Annotated in this window: 18 protein-coding genes; 10 read left to right on the top strand and 8 right to left on the bottom strand. The window is 62.6% G+C overall.

Annotated features, from left to right (window positions below):
• Positions 1-19: 19 nt before the first annotated feature.
• On the bottom strand, positions 20-691 hold the full coding sequence (locus ACPPVP_RS15205) for a response regulator transcription factor (RefSeq protein ID WP_212418408.1): 672 nt from the start codon (positions 689-691) through the stop codon (positions 20-22).
• A 260-nt stretch (positions 692-951) separates the two neighbouring features.
• Positions 952-1,104: a hypothetical protein gene (locus ACPPVP_RS15200; protein ID WP_212418407.1), complete on the bottom strand. Its 153-nt coding sequence runs from the start codon at positions 1,102-1,104 to the stop codon at positions 952-954.
• 261 nt (positions 1,105-1,365) lie between these two features.
• Between ACPPVP_RS15200 and ACPPVP_RS15195 the strand changes: the two genes are divergently transcribed.
• Positions 1,366-2,331 (top strand): Ku protein, encoded by a 966-nt coding sequence (locus tag ACPPVP_RS15195; protein WP_426535572.1) that lies wholly within the window; start codon positions 1,366-1,368, stop codon positions 2,329-2,331.
• A 35-nt stretch (positions 2,332-2,366) separates the two neighbouring features.
• Positions 2,367-2,603 carry a hypothetical protein gene (locus ACPPVP_RS15190; protein ID WP_426535570.1) on the top strand — a complete coding sequence of 79 codons (237 nt, stop codon included), beginning with the start codon at positions 2,367-2,369 and terminating at the stop codon, positions 2,601-2,603.
• Positions 2,604-2,679: 76 nt separating this feature from the next.
• Here the strand turns inward: ACPPVP_RS15190 and ACPPVP_RS15185 are convergent, their stop codons facing one another.
• On the bottom strand, positions 2,680-2,844 hold the full coding sequence (locus ACPPVP_RS15185; RefSeq protein WP_426535569.1) for a Flp family type IVb pilin: 165 nt from the start codon (positions 2,842-2,844) through the stop codon (positions 2,680-2,682).
• A 235-nt stretch (positions 2,845-3,079) separates the two neighbouring features.
• A complete protein-coding gene (locus ACPPVP_RS15180) occupies positions 3,080-4,681 on the bottom strand; it encodes a porin (protein WP_426535567.1) in 1,602 nt (533 codons plus the stop codon).
• Between the two features lie 183 nt (positions 4,682-4,864).
• Between ACPPVP_RS15180 and ACPPVP_RS15175 the strand changes: the two genes are divergently transcribed.
• The gene (locus tag ACPPVP_RS15175) at positions 4,865-5,056 is read left to right on the top strand and encodes a hypothetical protein (protein WP_426535565.1); all 192 of its coding nucleotides are present in this window, start codon (positions 4,865-4,867) and stop codon (positions 5,054-5,056) included.
• A gap of 249 nt (positions 5,057-5,305) precedes the next feature.
• Here ACPPVP_RS15175 and ACPPVP_RS15170 read toward each other — a convergent pair whose 3' ends face one another.
• The gene (locus ACPPVP_RS15170; protein WP_426535563.1) at positions 5,306-6,904 is read right to left on the bottom strand and encodes a porin; all 1,599 of its coding nucleotides are present in this window, start codon (positions 6,902-6,904) and stop codon (positions 5,306-5,308) included.
• 367 nt (positions 6,905-7,271) lie between these two features.
• Here ACPPVP_RS15170 and ACPPVP_RS15165 point away from each other — a divergent pair, with 367 nt between their 5' ends.
• Together ACPPVP_RS15165 and ACPPVP_RS15160 are read left to right on the top strand one after the other, a co-directional pair.
• Positions 7,272-8,906: a thiamine pyrophosphate-requiring protein gene (locus ACPPVP_RS15165; protein ID WP_426535562.1), complete on the top strand. Its 1,635-nt coding sequence runs from the start codon at positions 7,272-7,274 to the stop codon at positions 8,904-8,906.
• Positions 8,907-8,935: 29 nt separating this feature from the next.
• The gene (locus tag ACPPVP_RS15160) at positions 8,936-9,649 is read left to right on the top strand and encodes a type 1 glutamine amidotransferase (protein WP_426535560.1); all 714 of its coding nucleotides are present in this window, start codon (positions 8,936-8,938) and stop codon (positions 9,647-9,649) included.
• A 93-nt stretch (positions 9,650-9,742) separates the two neighbouring features.
• Here ACPPVP_RS15160 and ACPPVP_RS15155 read toward each other — a convergent pair whose 3' ends face one another.
• Together ACPPVP_RS15155 and ACPPVP_RS15150 are read right to left on the bottom strand one after the other, a co-directional pair.
• Positions 9,743-11,317 (bottom strand): MDR family MFS transporter, encoded by a 1,575-nt coding sequence (locus ACPPVP_RS15155; RefSeq protein ID WP_426537852.1) that lies wholly within the window; start codon positions 11,315-11,317, stop codon positions 9,743-9,745.
• A gap of 177 nt (positions 11,318-11,494) precedes the next feature.
• Positions 11,495-12,010 carry a YcgN family cysteine cluster protein gene (locus tag ACPPVP_RS15150; protein ID WP_426535558.1) on the bottom strand — a complete coding sequence of 172 codons (516 nt, stop codon included), beginning with the start codon at positions 12,008-12,010 and terminating at the stop codon, positions 11,495-11,497.
• 283 nt (positions 12,011-12,293) lie between these two features.
• On the opposite strand from ACPPVP_RS15150, the gene ACPPVP_RS15145 reads away from it, so the two are divergent.
• From ACPPVP_RS15145 to ACPPVP_RS15125, 5 genes are all read left to right on the top strand, one after another.
• Complete coding sequence (locus tag ACPPVP_RS15145) at positions 12,294-14,579, top strand: transglycosylase domain-containing protein (protein WP_426535556.1); 2,286 nt, start codon at positions 12,294-12,296, stop codon at positions 14,577-14,579.
• Positions 14,580-14,743: 164 nt separating this feature from the next.
• Positions 14,744-15,322, top strand: a complete 579-nt coding sequence (locus tag ACPPVP_RS15140) for a DUF1214 domain-containing protein (protein WP_426535554.1) — start codon at positions 14,744-14,746, stop codon at positions 15,320-15,322.
• Positions 15,319-15,939, top strand: a complete 621-nt coding sequence (locus ACPPVP_RS15135; RefSeq protein WP_426535552.1) for a DUF1254 domain-containing protein — start codon at positions 15,319-15,321, stop codon at positions 15,937-15,939. Before ACPPVP_RS15140 ends, ACPPVP_RS15135 begins: the two co-directional genes overlap by 4 nt.
• A gap of 228 nt (positions 15,940-16,167) precedes the next feature.
• The gene (locus ACPPVP_RS15130) at positions 16,168-17,097 is read left to right on the top strand and encodes a DMT family transporter (protein WP_426535550.1); all 930 of its coding nucleotides are present in this window, start codon (positions 16,168-16,170) and stop codon (positions 17,095-17,097) included.
• A 218-nt stretch (positions 17,098-17,315) separates the two neighbouring features.
• On the top strand, positions 17,316-17,819 hold the full coding sequence (locus tag ACPPVP_RS15125; RefSeq protein WP_426535548.1) for a DUF2846 domain-containing protein: 504 nt from the start codon (positions 17,316-17,318) through the stop codon (positions 17,817-17,819).
• A gap of 148 nt (positions 17,820-17,967) precedes the next feature.
• Here ACPPVP_RS15125 and ACPPVP_RS15120 read toward each other — a convergent pair whose 3' ends face one another.
• Positions 17,968-18,441, bottom strand: coding sequence for a cupin domain-containing protein (locus ACPPVP_RS15120; protein ID WP_426535546.1), 474 nt, complete (start codon positions 18,439-18,441; stop codon positions 17,968-17,970).
• Between the last annotated feature and the right edge of the window lie 124 nt (positions 18,442-18,565).

The raw sequence follows: 18,565 nt of genomic DNA, 5'->3' as shown, positions 1-18,565 counted from the left end.
AATAAAAGAGCAAGACTCATCAGGTGCCGGGCGACGGCGGCGTCAGCAGATAGCCGAGCCCGCGCACGGTCTGGATAATGTCGACGTCGAGCTTCTTGCGGATGCGGCCGACGAATACTTCGATGGTGTTGGAGTCGCGGTCGAAGTCCTGATCATATAGATGCTCGACCAGTTCGGTGCGCGACACCACGCGGCCGGTGTGATGCATCAGGTAGGCCAGCAGGCGATATTCGTGCGAGGTCATCTTGATCGGATTACCGGAGACGCTGACGCGGCCGGTGCGCGTATCCAGCGAGACCGGACCGCAGGTCAGTTCCGACTGGGCGTGGCCGGTGGAGCGGCGCAGCAGCGCGCGAATTCGCGCCAGCACCTCTTCCAGGTGGAACGGCTTGGCGACGTAGTCGTCAGCGCCGGCGTCAAACCCCTGCACCTTGTCGCTCCAACGGTCGCGCGCGGTGAGGATCAGGACCGGCATCGCGCGGCCACCGCGGCGCCACGCCTCCAGGACCGAGATGCCGTCCATCTTGGGCAGCCCGATGTCCAGCACGACGGCGTCATAAGGTTCGCTGTCACCGAGGAAATGCCCCTCCTCGCCGTCGAACGCGCGATCGACCACATAACCGGCATCCGTCAAAGCCGTCGTAAGCTGACGGTTGAGATCCGGATCGTCCTCAACAACGAGCAGGCGCAAGCTGGCCTCCAAAAATGAGCGCTACGATATCAGATCTCAAGATGAGGCTAACTGGCGTGAACAGGCCATGAACGGGGCGCACGGTGCAATGTTACTTTTTCGTCATAAGGTTCTCGCGGGCGGGCAGCCCCGCCAGAGGCCAGACGCCTAACATGCCCACTTGAATGTCCCAAGGGGCCCGACTCGTTGCTTGCGCCGACAGCGCCCGACAAGGCAGCGCGCGCCCCGTCCGCAGAGAAGCCTGATATCGCAGCCTCCATTTATGTGCGGAAAAATACGAACCAGACGATGCCCAGGATCAGAACCGCGAGCCCGGTCGAAACCGTCAGGAGCGCGAGCACCGACGGGCCGGGTTCGGCCTGGCGTGCCTCGGTCGGGGTTTCGATGATTTGGCCGTGTCGTTGCGTTGCCATGGGGACCTCTTCGAGTAAGTGCCTGTAATGCCAGCGAATGCTTCGACACCGCCGGTTAAAGCAACGCATGATCGGAAGTGATGTTCCTGCCCTTCGGGCCGTGCCGCGCGGTAGCAGCGGCCAAAAGGTCGCAGGCCGGCTGCATAACGGGGCCTTTCAGCGGTTAACGCCGTTCCACGATTCCCCGTCCCGCCGTATTTGAGACGGCGGCATCCGATGGTATCCTTGCCGGTCGTCTGTTGCGTTTTTTTGGAGTAGCCCATGGCCCCCCGCGCCAATTGGAAGGGTTTTCTGCGTCTTTCGCTCGTGACTTGTCCGGTCGCCCTCTATCCGGCGACGTCGGACACCGAGAAGGTTTCCTTCAACCAGATCAACCGCAAGACCGGCCACCGCATCAAATACGCCAAGGTCGACGCCGATACCGGTGAGGAAGTCGCCAACGACGACATCATGAAGGGCTACAAGATCGACACCGATACCTACATCGAGGTGTCGAAGGACGAGCTTGACGAACTCGCGCTGGAATCGACCCGCACCATCGAGATCGACGAGTTCGTGCCGAGGGCCGATATCGACAGCCGTTATGTGATCCGCCCCTACTATCTCGTGCCGGACGGCAAGGTCGGCCACGATGCATTCGCAGTGATCCGCGAAACCATCCGCAGCATGGACAAGGTCGCGATCGGACGTGTGGTGCTGACCAACCGCGAGCACATCATCGCGCTGGAGCCGCTCGACAAGGGACTGATGGGCACGCTGCTGCGCTACCCCTACGAGGTGCGCAGCGAGACGGAATATTTCGACGATATCCAGGACGTGAAGATCACCAAGGATATGCTTGATCTGGCAAAGCATATCGTCGAGCAGAAATCCGGTTCGTTCGAGCCCGAGCAGTTCGAGGACCGTTACGAGCAAGCGCTGATCGAGCTGATCAATCAGAAGCGCAACGGGCTGGGCACCAAAACCAAGGCGGCGCCGAAGAGTACCGGCAACGTCATCAACCTGATGGACGCGCTCAAGCGCAGCCTCGCCAGCGAAAAGCAGGCCGCCCCTGCCGCCGAGAAGGCCAAGGGCAAAAAGCCGAAGAAGGCCGCCGCCGGCCAGCGTGAGATGCTGTTGCCGATCAGTGGCGGCGGCAAGCGCGCGGCCAAGGAAACAGTCAAGGAAACGCCGAAGAAGGCCGAGAAGCCGGCGCGATCAGCCGCCCGCACCAAGAAGGCCGGATGATTGGCAAGGCGCGCGATAGCATCATCTAGCGCGCGATGCCCTGGTCGACCCCGTTCGATGACCCGATACCGCTACACGGCGGAGGCAGGCTCGCCACGCTGCAGCAGGCCGCCGACTATGTCATGGCATTGCCGGAAACCGTGCAGCACGAGCCGCACTGGCAGGTCGCGGTCGAGAATCTGATCAATGCGGCGGAGACCGGCGGCGGCTGGCTGATGTTCGCGCGGATCGCCGTCATGCGGGCGCTCAACATGGACGGAAAAGAAGGCTAGCCGGCTTCAACGGCCATCGCGCCCCTGTCGGCGGTGGCGGCGCGCCCGCATGGGTGCGGGCCGCCGAAACTTCGGCTTACTTGATCGAGGCGCTGACTTCGGTGAATTTCGTGCTGAGCGCGCTGCCGATGCCGTTGACGGCGGTGACGATCACGATGCTGATGCCGGCCGCAATGAGGCAATATTCGATGGCGGTAGCACCGCATTCATCGCTGAAAAATCGTGCCAGTAATCGACGCATAGAAAACTCCTGTCGACGCTCCCCGGAATTTCTTCCGCGCCCTAATCGTTAAACTCTAGGCGGGAACGGTTGAAGAGACCTTGACGAATAGAATGAACGATCGATTAAGGCAGCCGAACAAAATCGCGTTCCGGAATCGCACGGTACGGAAAATTTACCATCAGATGCGCGCCGCCCGCCCCGCCGCAGCGTCGAAAGAGGGACCGGGCAATCATCTGGTCCCGGAAGGTCGTTCTCAGAAGTTACGCTGCGCGCGAAGCTCGAGCTGGAACGTATCCTGGTCCTTGAACGCGTAGAGCGCGACCGGTTTCGGCGCAGTTGCCGTGAAGATCGAGCTGCCCGACATTTTCTGGTCGAGGTGAGTCCACATCACTTCGGCCGAGAACGTCAGATTCTTGACGGGAGTCCAGCGGGTGACCGTGCCTAGCTGCGCGACGTTGAAGTCGGGATTGCAGGTGTAGTTGCCGGTCGTGTTGCCGATCGCGGCCTGACCCGGATGACTGGCGGCGAACGCGGCACAATATGCGCCCTTGGCGGTGGTGGTGCCGAGGCCATTGATATTGTCGTTCGAGCCGCCATCATAGCGGACCGATGAGTAGCTGCCGAACAGGCTGGTGATCCAGTACGCGTCCCAGTTATGATTGAACGCGCCGCGAATGCCCCAGGCTCGCGTCAAGACGATGCCGCCGGTGCCGAGCGCGCCCGGCATGTAAACGCCGTCCGTGGTGGCGCCAAATCCGACGCTCTGGTAGCCAATGCCGCTGCCGGAGAACATCGCAAAGCTCGGCGAGGTCGCATCAGACGAGATGACGTATTTCGTGGCACCCTTGGCGAAGCTCGCATCGACCTTGATGTCGTCGCCTTTGCCGGTCGGAAGGTTCTTGATCTGCAACGCCGCCATCACAGCGCCGCCCCACTTGGTCTCGGGGTGGCCAGAGATTTCCGACAGAGCCGTCGCCACACCGCTGGCGCCCAGAATGTCGTAGGCGCCATTGACCTCATGCGCCGCAGCCGAAATCTGGAACAGGCCCCAGGCCTGGTCGACCCTGATGTTGCCGACAATTTCGGGGGCGTGCGTGCCGGCATAGGCGTTCGATCCCGTACCGTTGGCGCCGATCGCGCCGGGAATGCCCAGATTGTAGACGGCCGTGCGATCCCAGACAGTCGGATCGTCGAGGCCGATCGTGGCCGTTACGCCGTTGCCGAATTCCGTCATGTACTGGATGTTGTTCGGCCCGCTGTTATCGCCACTGTGGCCACCCAGCAGGAACGACGAGAGGTTGCCGGGAGTAACCTGCCAGGGCGATGCGAAGGCGGAAGCTGACTTGCCGAAGGTGAATCCCGCAAACTGGATAAACAGATCATAGATCGCGACGTACCCACCGCCGGGGGTACTCAGCAGAGAACTGTTGGGCGGCGCGCCGCTGAAGAGAGGACCTCCGATGTTGCTACTTCCGAAGTTGTTGAACTGGAATTTGCCCGAACCGTAGGTGCGAACCACGCCGTATTCGGTGGCCGTACGGGTATCGATTGATAGCACCATGCGCGAGCGGTCGATGAAATAATCGCGAAAGCGGTTCTGCTGCCCAGGATCGCCGTTCCATGCCGGCTGGCCGTGGGCGCCCCCGGCATTGAAGGTGGTGTCGGCACGCAGATAACCGCCGATCTTGATGCAGGTGTCGGTGCCCGGAATGAAGAAGAAGCCGGCGCCGTAAAGCGAGCAGATCCTTACATACTCGACTGGTTTGGCCTTTACCGGAAGGTCGGCTGCCTGTGCGCCGCTCAAGATAACCAGACTCGCCGATGCCCCGAGGATAAGTTGCTTTGCGGTCCCCACGTAACTCTCCTGACCCTGCGTTCTAGATTCTACTTTGACCCTTTCGAACACTACCCTTCTAACTGACCAAAAGCACGATCACCGTACCTCGAAGAAGGAATACATTGCCGACGGCGCAGCTCACGCCGTAACCGACCGTCGGCACGGTACTTTTGGCGAAGTCCTGAATCGCGGCAAGTGTTGGTGTTGCGCCAGCAGAATGCCGAGACCGACGATCAACATAGCGGTGGCGTCGGTGACCCTGTCCGCCACGCCTGCGGCTGCGATGGCATTCTTCGTTCGGTCTGGAGGCCCGACCAGCGTCAGGACATCGGCGCGATGGATGACCGTTTCCGCCGCGATCGGGATCGCCACGCCGCCCGGCTCACAGCATGAAGCAATACGCCGTGAGCGGAAGCATCGCCGGCCAGCTCGCGTATCGTTAAGACCGTCTAACCACTTTTGAGATCACGTCCACGGCGTCGGGCGGCGCCGGACAGCGGATCGCGGCCGGCAGCACGCCAACGCCGTCATGATCCTGGGATGTACACTTTGTGGCAACGTACGAGACGTGCCGCAACGAAGGCCGTCAGCGCGGTGATTGCCCCCCTTGGGAAGGGAACAATCACCGGCAGGACAGTTCGATCAGAAGTTCCGCTGGGCGCGGACCTGGAGCAGGACCGTGTTCTGATCCTTGAACTCATAGAGCGCGGCCGGCTTCGGAGAGCTCGCCGTGAACACCGAGGAGCCCGACATCTTCTGGTCGAGATGGAACCACTGGACTTCGCCCGAGAACGTCAGGTTCTTGACCGGGGTCCAGCGGGTAACGACGCCAAGCTGCGAGACGTTGAAGTCGGGGTTACAGGTGTAGTTGCCGGCGGCATTGCCCGCCAGTGCCTGACCCGGGTGGCTGGCGGCGAAGGCGGCGCAGTAAGCACCCTTGGCCGTCGTCGTTCCGGCACCGAGCAGGTTGTCGTTGGCGCCGCCGTCATACCTGACCTGCGAGTAGCTGCCGAACAGGCTGGACGACCAGTAGGGATCCCAGTTGTGGTTGAACGCACCGCGGATGCCCCAGGCCGTGGTCAGGACGATGCCGCCGGTACCGGCCGCGCCGGGCATATAGACGCCATCCGTGGTCGCGCCGAAGCCGACGCTCTGGTAACCGAAGCCGCTGCCGCCGAACATCGCAAAGCTCGGCGAAGTGCCGCTGGTGGCGATCACGTTCTTGGTGGTGCCCTTGGCATAGGAGACGTCGAACTTGATGTCGTCGCCCGCACCCGTCGGCAGATTCTTGATGTTCAACGCCGCCATCACCGAACCGCCCCACTTGGTTTCAGGGTGACCGCTGATTTCGGAAAGATTGGTCGCCGCGCCGCCAGCAGCCAGCGTATTGTACGACCCGCTCACCTCATGTGCCGCGGCCGACAACTGGAACAGACCCCAGGCCTGATCCACCCGGATGTTGCCGACGATGTCGGGTGAATGCGTGCCGGCATAGCTGTTCGAGCCCGTCCCGTTGGCGCCGATCGCCGAGGGGATGCTCAGATTGTAGACGGCGGTGCGATTCCAGACGGACGGATCGTCAAGACCGATCGAGGCCGACACGCCGTTGCCGAACTGGGCGGTGTACTGGATGTTGTTGACGCCCGTGTCGGTATTGTTGCCGCCGAGCAAGCTCGAATTGATGTTGCCCGGGAAACCGTTCCACGGCGTCGAGTAGGCCGACGAAGACTTACCGAAGGTGAAGCCGGCAAACTGGATGAAGAGATATTCAACCGCGACATAGCCGCCGCCGGCCGTGGAAAGCAAAGCGCTGTTGAGCGGCGCGCCGGTGAAGTTGGTGGTCGAACCAATGTTGGAGTTGCCGAAGTTGTTGAACTGGAAGTCACCCTGGCCGAAGGTGCGGACCACGCCGTACTCGGTCGCGGTACGGGTATCGACCGTCAACGCCATACGAGAGCGGGAAAGGAAGTAGTCGGCAAAGCGGTTCTGCTGGCCGAGATCGCCGTTCCAAGCGGGCGCGCCGTGGGCGCCGCCGTTGAACGTGGTGTCGACTCGCAGATAACCGCCGATCTTGATGCAGGTGTCGGTGCCCGGGATGAAGAAGAAGCCGGCGCCGTAAAGCGAGCAGATTCTTACATATTCGACCGCCTTGGCCTTGACCGGAAGGTCGGCCGCCTGTGCCCCGCTCATGGCGATCAAGCCTGCCGCCGAGCTGAGAATGAGTGTTCGCGCCGTAATCATCAAAAGTCTCCTGTCCCGCGATTCACGCAGTTGCATGTGGCACAAGTAATCCAAAAACCCTTATTGGGAATGACAAGAGTGTGATGCTGCCTCACTTCGATCGCGGCTGTGATGTTTTCGCAACGCAACAGCGTCGAACCCGGTGCAAACAAACTACTTTCACCTCCGGCGCGAGGCGTCGCGAGCAAGAAAATTCTTCGCCGGCCTGTATCTCGGTAATTTACCGAACGGCCCTCTCAGACGGCAAAACGCATATCAGCACTTCCGCCCCCACGCGCCGCGCGCGCTTTACCGCGCGGTAAAATCCTGCTCCAACTGGTCTCAAATCGGCCGGATCGAACCGGCCTATATCCAGGGGGAGACCGTCATGAAGCTCGGCGCCGCCATCGCGGAAATCATGAAGCGGGAGGGAATCGAAATCCTCTGCGGCTATCCGGTCAATCATCTCATCGAATATGCCGCCAATGCCGACATCCGCCCGGTGATGGTGCGCCAGGAACGCATCGGCGTTCACATGGCGGACGCAATCTCGCGCGTCACCTCAGGGCAGTCGATCGGCGCGTTCTGCATGCAGCACGGACCCGGCGCCGAGAACGCGATGGGCGGCGTGGCGCAATGTTATGGCGAATCGGTGCCCGTGCTGGTGCTGCCGATGGGCTATGCGCGCAGGCTCGCCAATATCGACCCGAACTTCAACTCCAGCCAGGCGATGAAGGCGTTTTCGAAATCGTCCGAGCCGATCAACATCGCCACTGAGGTCTGCAACATCTTCCGGCGCGCGTTCAGCAAGCTGAAGAACGGCCGCGGCGGGCCGGTGATCGTCGAAATCCCGGCCGACATGTGGAACGAGGAAGTGCCGGAACCCTTGAACTACACGCCGGTGCTGCGCACCCGCTACGGCGCGGATCCCGTGCATGTGAAGGAAGCGGCCGCCCTGCTCGTCGCGGCGAAGCGCACGGTGATCTACGCCGGCCAGGGCGTGCATTACGCAAAAGCCTGGCCGCAACTCAAGCGGCTGGCCGAGCGCCTCGCCATCCCCGTCACGACCAGCCTTGGCGGCAAATCGTCCTTTCCGGAGACGCATCCGCTGTCGCTGGGATCGGGCGGCCTCGCCGTGCCGCGCGCGGTGGCGAAATTTCTGGGCGAAGCCGACGTGATCTTCGGCATCGGCTGCTCGTTTACCGAAACGTCATTCGGCATCGCCATGCCGAAGGGCAAGACCATCATCCATTCGACGCTCGATCCCAACCATCTCAACAAGGATGTCGAGGCCAGGATCGGCCTGGTCGGCGACGCCGGGCTCGTGCTCGACGCGCTCCTGGAAGAGATCGGCAAGAGCGTGACGGCGGATCGCGACGCGACGGCGATCGCAGCCGAGATCGCGGCCTCCCACAAGGAGTGGCTGGCGAAATGGATGCCGAAACTGACGCATAACGATGCGCCGCTGAACCCCTACCGCGTGCTGTGGGACCTGCAGCACACCGTCGACATCAAAAACACCATCATCACCCACGATGCCGGCAGCCCGCGCGACCAGTTGTCCCCGTTCTGGAAATCGGTCGAACCGCTCTCTTATATCGGCTGGGGCAAGACCACGCAGCTCGGCTACGGCCTTGGGCTTGCGATGGGCGCCAAGCTGGCAAAGCCCGACAAGCTCTGCATCAATGTCTGGGGCGATGCCGCGATCGGCTTCACCGGCATGGATTTCGAGACCGCGGTGCGCGAGCGGATTCCGATCATGTCGATCCTTCTGAACAATTTTTCGATGGCGATCGAATTGAAGGTGATGCCGATCTCGACCGAGAAATACCGCTCGACCGATATCTCCGGCGACTATGCCGCGATGGCGCGCGCCTTTGGCGGCTATGGCGAGCGGGTAACGAAGCCTGAAGACATCATCCCCGCCATCAAGCGCGGCATTGCGAAGACCAAGGAAGGCGTCCCGGTGCTGCTGGAGTTCATCACCAGTAAGGAGACCGAGGTATCGCGGCCGGGGACCTGAGGCTCAACGCAAGCAACCACCAGTCGCCGATGTCGCGCATTACCATCATAGAAACCGGACTTGTCAGTCCGAAAAATCGCGAGCTCCACGGATCGTATCCGCAGATGTTCGAGCAAATGATCGGCGCCGCAGACGCCAGCGTCACCTTCGATACCGTCAGCATTCCCGCCGGCGAGCCGCTGCCGGATGTTGAAGGACTGGAGGCGATCCTCATCACCGGCTCCGCGGCAGGCGTCTACGACGGGTTCGACTGGATCGCCCCGCTCGAGGCGTTTGTGCGCAAGGCAAACGACAGGAAGGTGCGGATGGTCGGCGTCTGCTTCGGTCATCAATTGATTGCGCAGGCCTTGGGTGGCACGGCGCGCAAGTCGGAGAAAGGCTTTGGCCTCGGGCGGCACGTCTATGACGTCGCGCCGGGCAACGGGGTGATCGAGGGACCGCGTATTGCGCTGGCCTGCTCGCACCAGGACCAGGTCATCACGCCGCCGGCCGGTGCCACGACGATCCTGTCATCGGATTTCACGCCCCATGCCGGACTGCTCTACGCCGGCGGCACCACGTTCTCGGTACAGGCGCATCCGGAGTTCACCCTCGGCTTCGCGAAGGCCTGCTGCGAGATGGTGCGCAGCAAGGGCGATGCGCCCGATAGCGTCGTGGCACCGGCGGAAGCCTCGCTTGCCGAGCCGCTGGAGAGCGCCCGGCTGGGCGGCGCCATCACGCGCTTTCTCACCCGCTCAGCCTAGCCACGCCTCCGGCGATCGAGCCAAGGGGCCAAACACAAAACTCGCAAAACAACCCCATGCAAAGTAGGCGAAGGTCCAGAAAACGGTAACCCGCTACTCCGCCAGCTCCGCCGGCATCGATGGGCCGGCCAGCGGCCGCTCCTCCATGAGGATGATGCAGAGTGCGGCGCAGGCCAGCAGCGCGGTGGCGGCGCCGAACACGTAGTGGAACGCGGTGATCATGTCGGCAGCGGGGATCGCATTCGCCGGTCCCCGATGTTCGCCGAGCGAAATGCCCGGACCGAGCGCCATCAGGAGGATGGCGCTGAAGGCGGCAACCATGAACGACGACATCAGCGCGCGAAAGAAGTTCATCGCGCCGGTCACGGTGCCGATCTGCGCGCGGGCCACGGAATTTTGCAGCGAGACCACGCTGACCGGGAATGTGGTGCCGAGCCCGAGCGCGAACAGCGAGAGCACGATCAACAATCCCCATAACGGCAGCGTCGTCACCGTCAGCACCGCGCCAAAAATCGTCGCCGCGGACGTGCCGGCGATGGCGACGCGCTTGTAGTGCTTGGCGCGCGCCATGGTCCGTCCGGCGATCGCGGCACCGCAGGTGGAAATCGCCGCCAGCGGGATCAGTGCAAGCCCCGCTTCGCTCGCGGTCAAATGATAGACAACCTCGTAATACAGCGGCAAATGCACGGTCAGGCCGGTGATCGCGCCCAGCGCACAGCCGCCGGCCGCCATGGCATAGGGCACCACCGTTCCGCCCAGCAGCGGCAGCGGCAAAAACGGTTCGTCGGCATTGCGCGCGTGCCAGACGAAGCCGAACGCCAGCGCGACCGACGCGCCGATCATCCCCATGATCGCCGGCGACAGCCAGGCGTAACGGTTGCCGCCCCAGCTCAGCACCAGCATGACGACGACCGCAGACGCCATCAGCAGAACGCCGCCGAGCCAATCGACCTTGCGGCGCCGGTGGAACACCGGGATCTTGCCCATCTTGGGCAGCAGCAGAAACAGCGCGCCGACGGCGAGCGGCACGTTGATCCAGAAGATCATCGACCAGTGCAGATGTTCGGCGAACACGCCGCCGAGCACGGGGCCCATCAGGCCGGCGGCCATCCAGACGCCGCTGAAATAAGCCTGATATTTGCCCCGCTCACGCGGTGAGACCACGTCGGAAATCACGGTCTGCACCACCGGCATGATGCCGCCGCCGCCGAGCCCCTGCAGGCCGCGCGCGATGATCAATACCGTCATGTTCGGCGCCACCGCGCACAGGATCGAGCCTGCCGTAAACAGCACAAGCGAAACGGTGATCATGACGCGGCGGCCGTAGATATCGCTGAGCGTGCCGAACACCGGCGCCACCGCAGTCGATGCCAGAAGATAGGATGTGATGACCCAGGACAGGTTGCTGACGTCGTTGAACTGGCGGCCGATGGTCGGCAGCGCGGTCGCGACGATGGTCTGGTCGAGCGCGGCCAGGAACATCGTCAGCAACAGGCTCATCAGGATGGTGCGAACCTCGTCGGGGCTCAGCGGTGCAGGCGGCGCAATCGGCGGCGCATCGCTGACATCGATGACCTCGGTCGTAATGTGCGAGAGCTCGCGGCCAATATCGTCGGGCAATGTCGTCTGGTCGGCGGGCTCACGGCCCTGCCGCTGGTGCTTGTTCATGTCGGACGTAATATTCTTCTGCGCGGCCATAGCCGCCGAGATGGAATCGCCATATGCGCTGCACAATAAAGCCCAAATCACCTTCGCGCGGCAGACGCCTGCGCGCATGGGTGCATCCCGCGACGGTACCTTCGCGTTTCCGTGATCGTTCAACGCAAGACGTTCAGGGATCTACACTCAGGCTTTCGGCCGCTTCTTCAGCCGCGCCCGCTTCGGCAACAGTGCCGGCCATTGCACGATGTGGTCTTCGAGATCCTCATCGGCGATCTCGTCCTCGGTGCCCTGCACCCGGCCGCGGACGGAAACCCCGGCTTCATGCACGGTGTTGGGATCACCCGAAATCAGCGGGTGCCACCAGTAGAGATCGCGTCCCTCCGCGACCAGTTTGTAGCCGCAGCTCGGTGGCAGCCAGTTCAGGGTGCGGACGTTCTCGGGCGTCAGGCGAACGCAATCCGGAACCTTGTCGGAACGGTTCTGGTAATCCTTGCAGGCGCATAGGCCGGAATCGAGCAGCTTGCAGGAAACATGGGTGAAATAGATTTTGCCGGTATCCTCGTCCTCAAGCTTTTCCAGGCAGCAGCGTGCGCAGCCGTCGCACAGGCTTTCCCATTCGGCGTTGGACATCTCCTCCAACGTCTTGGTTTTCCAGAAGAATCCCTCCTGGCTGGAAGTTCGCTTGGGCGGCGCGGTCATGAAGTCGGATGGTTCCGGGTCGAGTTCGGCTGCAGCCCTTCTAGGGGGTCCGGCAATCAGCGCGCAAGCGGGCTGACTACGGGGGCAAAAAAGCCTGGGAACACGTTAGGGCTGACCACCAAAATGGTGAGCCAGAGCATTGGTTTATAGCCCCCGCTCGGATAGAACAATTGCGATTCCCCAAGCGTCCTAAAAGCGCCTTGGGTTTGCAGCAACATCGAAGCATGACGTTCGGACGGTGCCCGAAGCGGGCGCGCGAGCGTTTCGAACCGACAAGGTCCCGGTGCGCCAGATCCTACCGCCCCATTGGAATCAGAAAATCCGGAACTTCTTTCTGGATCTGGATGCGCGCATCGACTCGACGCTGTTCTCGTCGGGCAAGGGCCTGCGCGAGCTGTACGAGCGCTACTCCACCTTCATGGACCGCTTCTATGTCGGCCGGTGGAAGCGCTGGGTCTTCATCGAACCGTTGTCGGAGGCCGCCACCATCGGCCTCGGCGGGCTGATCCTGATGCTGGCGCTTGCTGTCCCCGCGTTCCGCGAAACCGCCGATGACGACTGGCTGAAGAAATCCGACCTCGCGGTGTCGTTCCTCGACCGTTACGGCAATCCTATCGGCAGCCGCGGCATCAAGCACAACGACTCGATCCCGCTGGAAGACTTTCCGGACAATTTGATCAAGGCGACGCTCGCCACTGAAGACCGCCGCTTCTACGACCATTTCGGTATCGACTTTCCCGGCCTCGCCCGCGCGCTGGTCACCAACGCGCAGGCCGGCGGCGTGCGCCAGGGCGGTTCGTCGATCTCGCAACAGCTGGCGAAGAACCTGTTCCTGAACAACGAGCGCACCATCGAGCGCAAGGTGAAGGAGGCGTTTCTCGCGATCTGGCTGGAGACGCGCCTCACCAAGAACGAGATTTTGAAACTCTATCTCGACCGCGCCTATATGGGCGGCGGCACCTTCGGCGTCGACGGCGCGGCGCATTTCTACTTCAACAAGTCGGCGCGCGACGTCAATCTGGCGGAATCCGCCATGCTGGCCGGGCTGTTCAAGGCGCCGACCAAATACGCCCCGCATATCAACCTGCCCGCCGCCCGTGCCCGCGCCAACGTGGTGCTCGACAACCTGGTCGATGCCGGCTTCATGACCGAAGGCCAGGTGTTCGGCGCCCGGCGCAATCCGGCTTTCGCCGTCGACCGCCGCGACGAGAATTCGCCGAACTACTATCTCGACTACGCCTTCGAAGAAATGCGCAAGCTGGTCGATACCTTCCCGAAATCCTACGTCGAGCGCGTCTTCGTGGTCCGCACCGCGATCGACATGAACGTGCAGCGCGCCGCCGAGGAAGCGGTCGAAAACCAGCTCCGCCAGTTCGGCCGCGACTACCACGCCACCCAGGCCGCCACCGTGGTCGCCGATCTCGATGGCGGCGTCCGCGCCATGGTGGGCGGGCGCGACTACGGCGCCAGCCAGTTCAACCGTTCGGTCGACGCCTACCGGCAGCCGGGCTCCTCGTTCAAGCCCTATGTCTACACGACGGCGCTGCTGAACGGTTACAAGCCGACCTCGATCGTGGTCGACGGCCCGGTCTGCATCGGCAACTGGTGTCCGCAGAACTATGGCCACTCCTATTCCGGCTCGGTGACGCTGACCCAGGCGATCACCCGCTCGATCAACGTCGTGCCCGTCAAACTGTCGATCGCGCTCGGCGGCAAGTCGCCGAACCCCGCCAAGGCCGGCCGCGTCAAGATCACCGAGGTGGCGCGCCGGTTCGGCCTTACGGCACCCCTGCCGGATACGCCGTCGATGCCGATCGGCTCCGACGAAGTCACCGTGCTCGAACACGCCGTCGCCTACGCGACCTTCCCGAACAAGGGCAAGTCGGTGAAACCTCACGCGGTGCTGGAAGTGCGCACCGGCGCCGGCGACCTGGTCTGGCGCTTCGACCGCGACGGCAAAAAGCCGGTTCAGGCCATCCCCGCCTCCGTCGCCTCCGACATGGCCTGGATGATGAGCCACGTCGTCAGCGAGGGCACCGCCCGCCGCGCGGCGCTGGACGGTATTCCGACCGCGGGCAAGACCGGCACCACCAACGCCTATCGCGACGCCTGGTTCGTCGGCTACACCGGCAACTTCACCTGCGCGGTCTGGTACGGCAATGACGACTACTCGCCGACCAACCGCATGACCGGCGGTTCGCTGCCGGCGCAAACCTGGCACGACATCATGGTCGTCGCCCATCAGGGCGTCGAGGTGAAGGAAATCCCGGGGATCGGCATGGGCACGAAACTGCCGCCGCCCGCCGTGCCCGCCAGCGTCGCGGCCAACAGCGCGGCACGGGTGCTGGAGACCAAGCCGGGGCCGCCGCCGGTATTGACCAAGCGCGGCGCGGATATTCTGGTGCGCGTCGAGCGATTACTCGACGAGGCCGGCAAGGTCGCGGGCAAGACCTCGTCCAACGATCAGAAGCAACCGGGCAAACCGGTCACGTCTGGCGCGCTGGCCTTTCCCGAAAATTATATCGCAGCCGCTGGCGACCAGCCTGCACCGGCGCAGCGGAAGAATTAAAAGGCATGATCCGGCAGAATGTTAACCTGCTTTCCTCGGAACAGATGCGAAGCGTCTGCGCCGGCGCGCTCACACATGAAGAAGCGCTTCAGGTTTCGGATGAAACCGGTTCAATCGGAATCTGATGCCGTGAGATTTCGGAGCCGATTTCGGAGTCCTTGCCTGTGCGGCTGATCTTCATCACCTTGCTGGCGTTGGCGCTCGCCACGGCCGTCGGCCTTGGTTCGACCTACCTGACGTCGACACGCGGCACCGAGCTCGGCACGCTGACGATCGGCGCCTGGACCGCGCGACCCAAGAGCGGCAGTTCCGACATCGACCCCTATTCGCGCGCCTCGATCGCCCGCAGCGGCGAATTGCCGATCGGCACCGGCGACGGCATCGCCTTCTCGGCCACGGCGGATGACAAGAACAAGCCGCTCGACGGGCGCTGCGACGTGGTCGTCAGCGGGGTAACGCCGGCGGCGCGGTTCTGGACGCTGACCCTGTTCGACCGCAAGGGGCATCTCGTCGCCAATTCGCTGCAGCGCTATGGCTTCACCAGCCAGGAAATCGTTCGCGGCTCCGACGGTGCGTTCGAGATCCGCGTGGCGGCGCGGTCGCGGGCCGGCAACTGGCTGCCGACCGGCGGCATCGAGCGTTACGCGCTGATGCTGCGGCTCTACGATACGCCGGTTGGCGTGGCGACGCGGACGCAGCGCGACGCGCCGATGCCCTCCATCTCCACGGTGAACTGCCCATGATCCGGCTGGTATTCACCCTCATCGCGGGCGTGCTGCTGGGCGGCGTGGTGCATCTCGTCAGCGTGCTGGCGCTGCCGCGCATCGCCACCCAGGACGCCTATTCGCGGCTGACGCCGATGACCAAGGAGAATGCCGTCACGGCGCTGCCGCTCGCCGAGCCCAACAACTCGCCGATGCCGTTCATGGACCCGGCCTTTGCGGTGGCGATCTGCCGCTACGACCTCGCCGGCGGCCCGATCAAGCTGACGGTGCCGGTCAGCCAGGCCTACACCTCGGTCTCGTTCTACACACGCAACGAAGTCGCCTATTACGCCATCAACGACCGCTCGGCCGGCCGCAAGGTGATCGAACTCGACCTGATGACGGAAGACCAGCATTCCGCATTGCCGGAGGATGAGGAAGTCACCGCCGCCGACCGGCTGATCATCGATTCCCCCACCGCAACCGGCCTGATCGTGCTGAAGGCCCTGGCGCCGGAGCCAGGCTTGATGCCGCAGGCGCAGGCCTCGCTCGCGGCATCGCGTTGCACCGTGCAGACCGAGCCTCCGCCGGCCAAGCAACCTGAACCGGCCGCACCCGCGCCGGCCCCTGCCCCCGCGCCGAAGGGCAAGCGCTAAGATTGCCCGTCGTCGCGCCGGCGACAGAGCTTCTCCTTTTGACTCGAAGCGGAAATGCGCGGCACTGGTGGCTTAAGTCTGCTTTTGACCCTCATCGAACATTAGTTGACTAGGTCTTTCCGGACCTAGCGAGTTGTGAATTGTTTCGGCTATTGTTCACCGTTGCGCAGGATGATCCTGCGCAGGAATGAATACCATGACGGTGGGCAATGCGTTGGCGAACTCCTCATGAACATGCAGGGGCACAAATCGGGCACCTACCGAGCCCAGCCGATGAAACTTTTGCTGCTTGCATTCGTCCCCGCCTGCTTCGCCTTCAATCCGGTTGCCGGCCGCGCGCTGATAGACGCTTTCGGACCGGCCACCCTAACGTTCGTGCGCTGGTCGCTGTCGGGTCTCGTGATCGGGACGTTCGCCCTGATGCGCCCCGGCTACGAGCGCTGGCAGGCCCCTCTCTCCCAGCTGCTGCAGCTGGCGATCCTCGCTGCGCTCGGCATGGGGTTTTGCTCCGTTGCCGCCTACATCGCCTCGCGGACAACAGAGGCCACTAACATCGGCCTCATCTATGGCTGCGCCTCCGCATTCATCGCGGTTTGGGAGATCGTCGCTGGACGCCAAGCCGCGAGCGCGCAACTGCTCGTCGGCATTTCCGCTTGCCTCCTTGGCGCAGTTTTGATCCTCACCAAGGGCCATCCCGACGCAATCGCATCTCTACGTTTTAGTCCCGGAGACCTGTGGGCGACCGCGGGCATGCTTGTGTTCGTGGGATACACAGTGGCCATGCGCCGCGTGCCGACGCGCCTCACGCCGATGCCGCAGTTCGTCGTCATGAGCGTTGGCGCGAGCATTGCAGTGCTACCCTTCGCGGCGAGCGAGATTGTCTCAACGGGTTTGCCCGTTATCGATGAGCGGACGCTTCCCTGGATGGCCGTGGTTGTTCTCGCGACGGGCATCGGCGCTTACCTCGGCTACAACATCTCGCTCACCCTCAATGGCCCGGTGCTGACCTCCGCGTCGCTCACACTTACCCCCGCCTTCGCCGCCATCCAGGCCATGGCATTGATCGGCGAAAGGCTCGGCTGGTATCACGCCGTCGCGATAGCCCTGGTCGTTACGGGATTGATGCTCATCAGCCGCTCTCAGAGAGTCCGGGATTGATCTGTTTTGGACGGAAGCCGCTTGGCAATTATGGCCATGTGCGTTCGTCACAGTGTTCAACTAATACGCCCCATGGCCCTTATCGGACGTGCCCCACGCTTACGATGTAGGTCGACCGGGCACGCGCCGAACAGCGTTGGCGCGGAAAGAAAAAATGTTGCGCAACCTCAACGCGTGTGCCTAATAATACCCGTGGGGGCGAGGAAACAGCGGAGCCATTGCCGGCCGTTCGTTGTTCGTCGTCGATTTGGGACAGGGCGTTTTCCAAACTTGAGACGGGGCATATGGGGTTGAAAAGCGGGGCGCTGCCCCTATTGCTTGTGGGATTTTTGCTGGCGAGTTGCGCGAGTCCGCGCGGCCTGGATGAACCACCCTTGCAGATCCCGGCCTTGAAGCCGGGTTACGGCCGGGTCTACTTCACGCGGCCGGGCGATTTGGTGGGTGTAGCTGTTCAGCCCGAAATCCGGATGAACAATGAGGTCGTCGGCAGATCGGTGCCCGGCGGCTTCTCTTACGTCGACCGCCCGCCGGGGCAATACGCCGTGACAACCGCAACCGAGATCGAAAATGCGGTGACGTTCCGATTGGCGGCGGGCGAGACGAAGTACATCAAGACAGCCGTGACACCCGGCATACTCGTCGGCCATGTCACGCCGACGCTCGAATTCCCCGAGCAGGGACAATCCGACATCAGCCGCCTCAGGTACGTCGGCCCCAAATAGATCCCTTGCGCGGGACGAACTAGGGTAAATCGGGCGGCTTCATTTGATTGGTGATTACGCCCGCTTGCTCCTATAGCGCCCAGGCTCGAGCGGCAACGCAATAAGGCGAGTAGCGAACATTCGGGCCGAGGCGCGCGCCACCGCTAACCTACTTCTTTGCTTGTTCAATCCTGACGGTGCTGCTCGGACCGATACTGGTCGCTTGAAGGATCACCTCGCCGTCCTTTGCCATCGCGTAATGGGAAATTTTCGCTGGTTCAATCAAGAATGAGCCGGGTGGATATGCCTTGAATTTACTTTCATCCCACTGATCACCGTTCGCGTAATAAAAGGTGCCAGACAGAACAATGGCCATTCGTGTCTCACCATGCCAATGCGGCATGATTTTAAAGCCAGCTGGGATTCGCACCCGTTCCGAAAATACTCCCGCTTTTTTCGGGTCGCCATATAGGGTAGCGAGCCCCACTGCTCCGACGGGTCCCTCGAAATGAATGTCCTGAGGGAGCGTTGCGACAACCGCATCCTGAGCAAAAGCCAGCGTCGATCCCCCCAGCAATAGAAATGCCGCGGTCGCAAGCCCAATCAATGAAGGTGTCAGCTTTGTAGAAATCGCGTGCGTCAATGTCTCGATCCTTCCTGGTCGGCGGTTGGAGCCGAAGGGCACGGTCTCAGGTCCGCGTGTGCGGGAGGCTAAGCTATACCAAAGCCAAAATATGGCCGCCTTATCCTGTGGACAACCTGAGCGA

Origin of the sequence: Bradyrhizobium sp. McL0615 (genome assembly GCF_049993905.1) — a bacterium.
Classification (GTDB): domain Bacteria; phylum Pseudomonadota; class Alphaproteobacteria; order Rhizobiales; family Xanthobacteraceae; genus Bradyrhizobium.
This window is presented reverse-complemented; position numbering and strand designations above follow the sequence as displayed.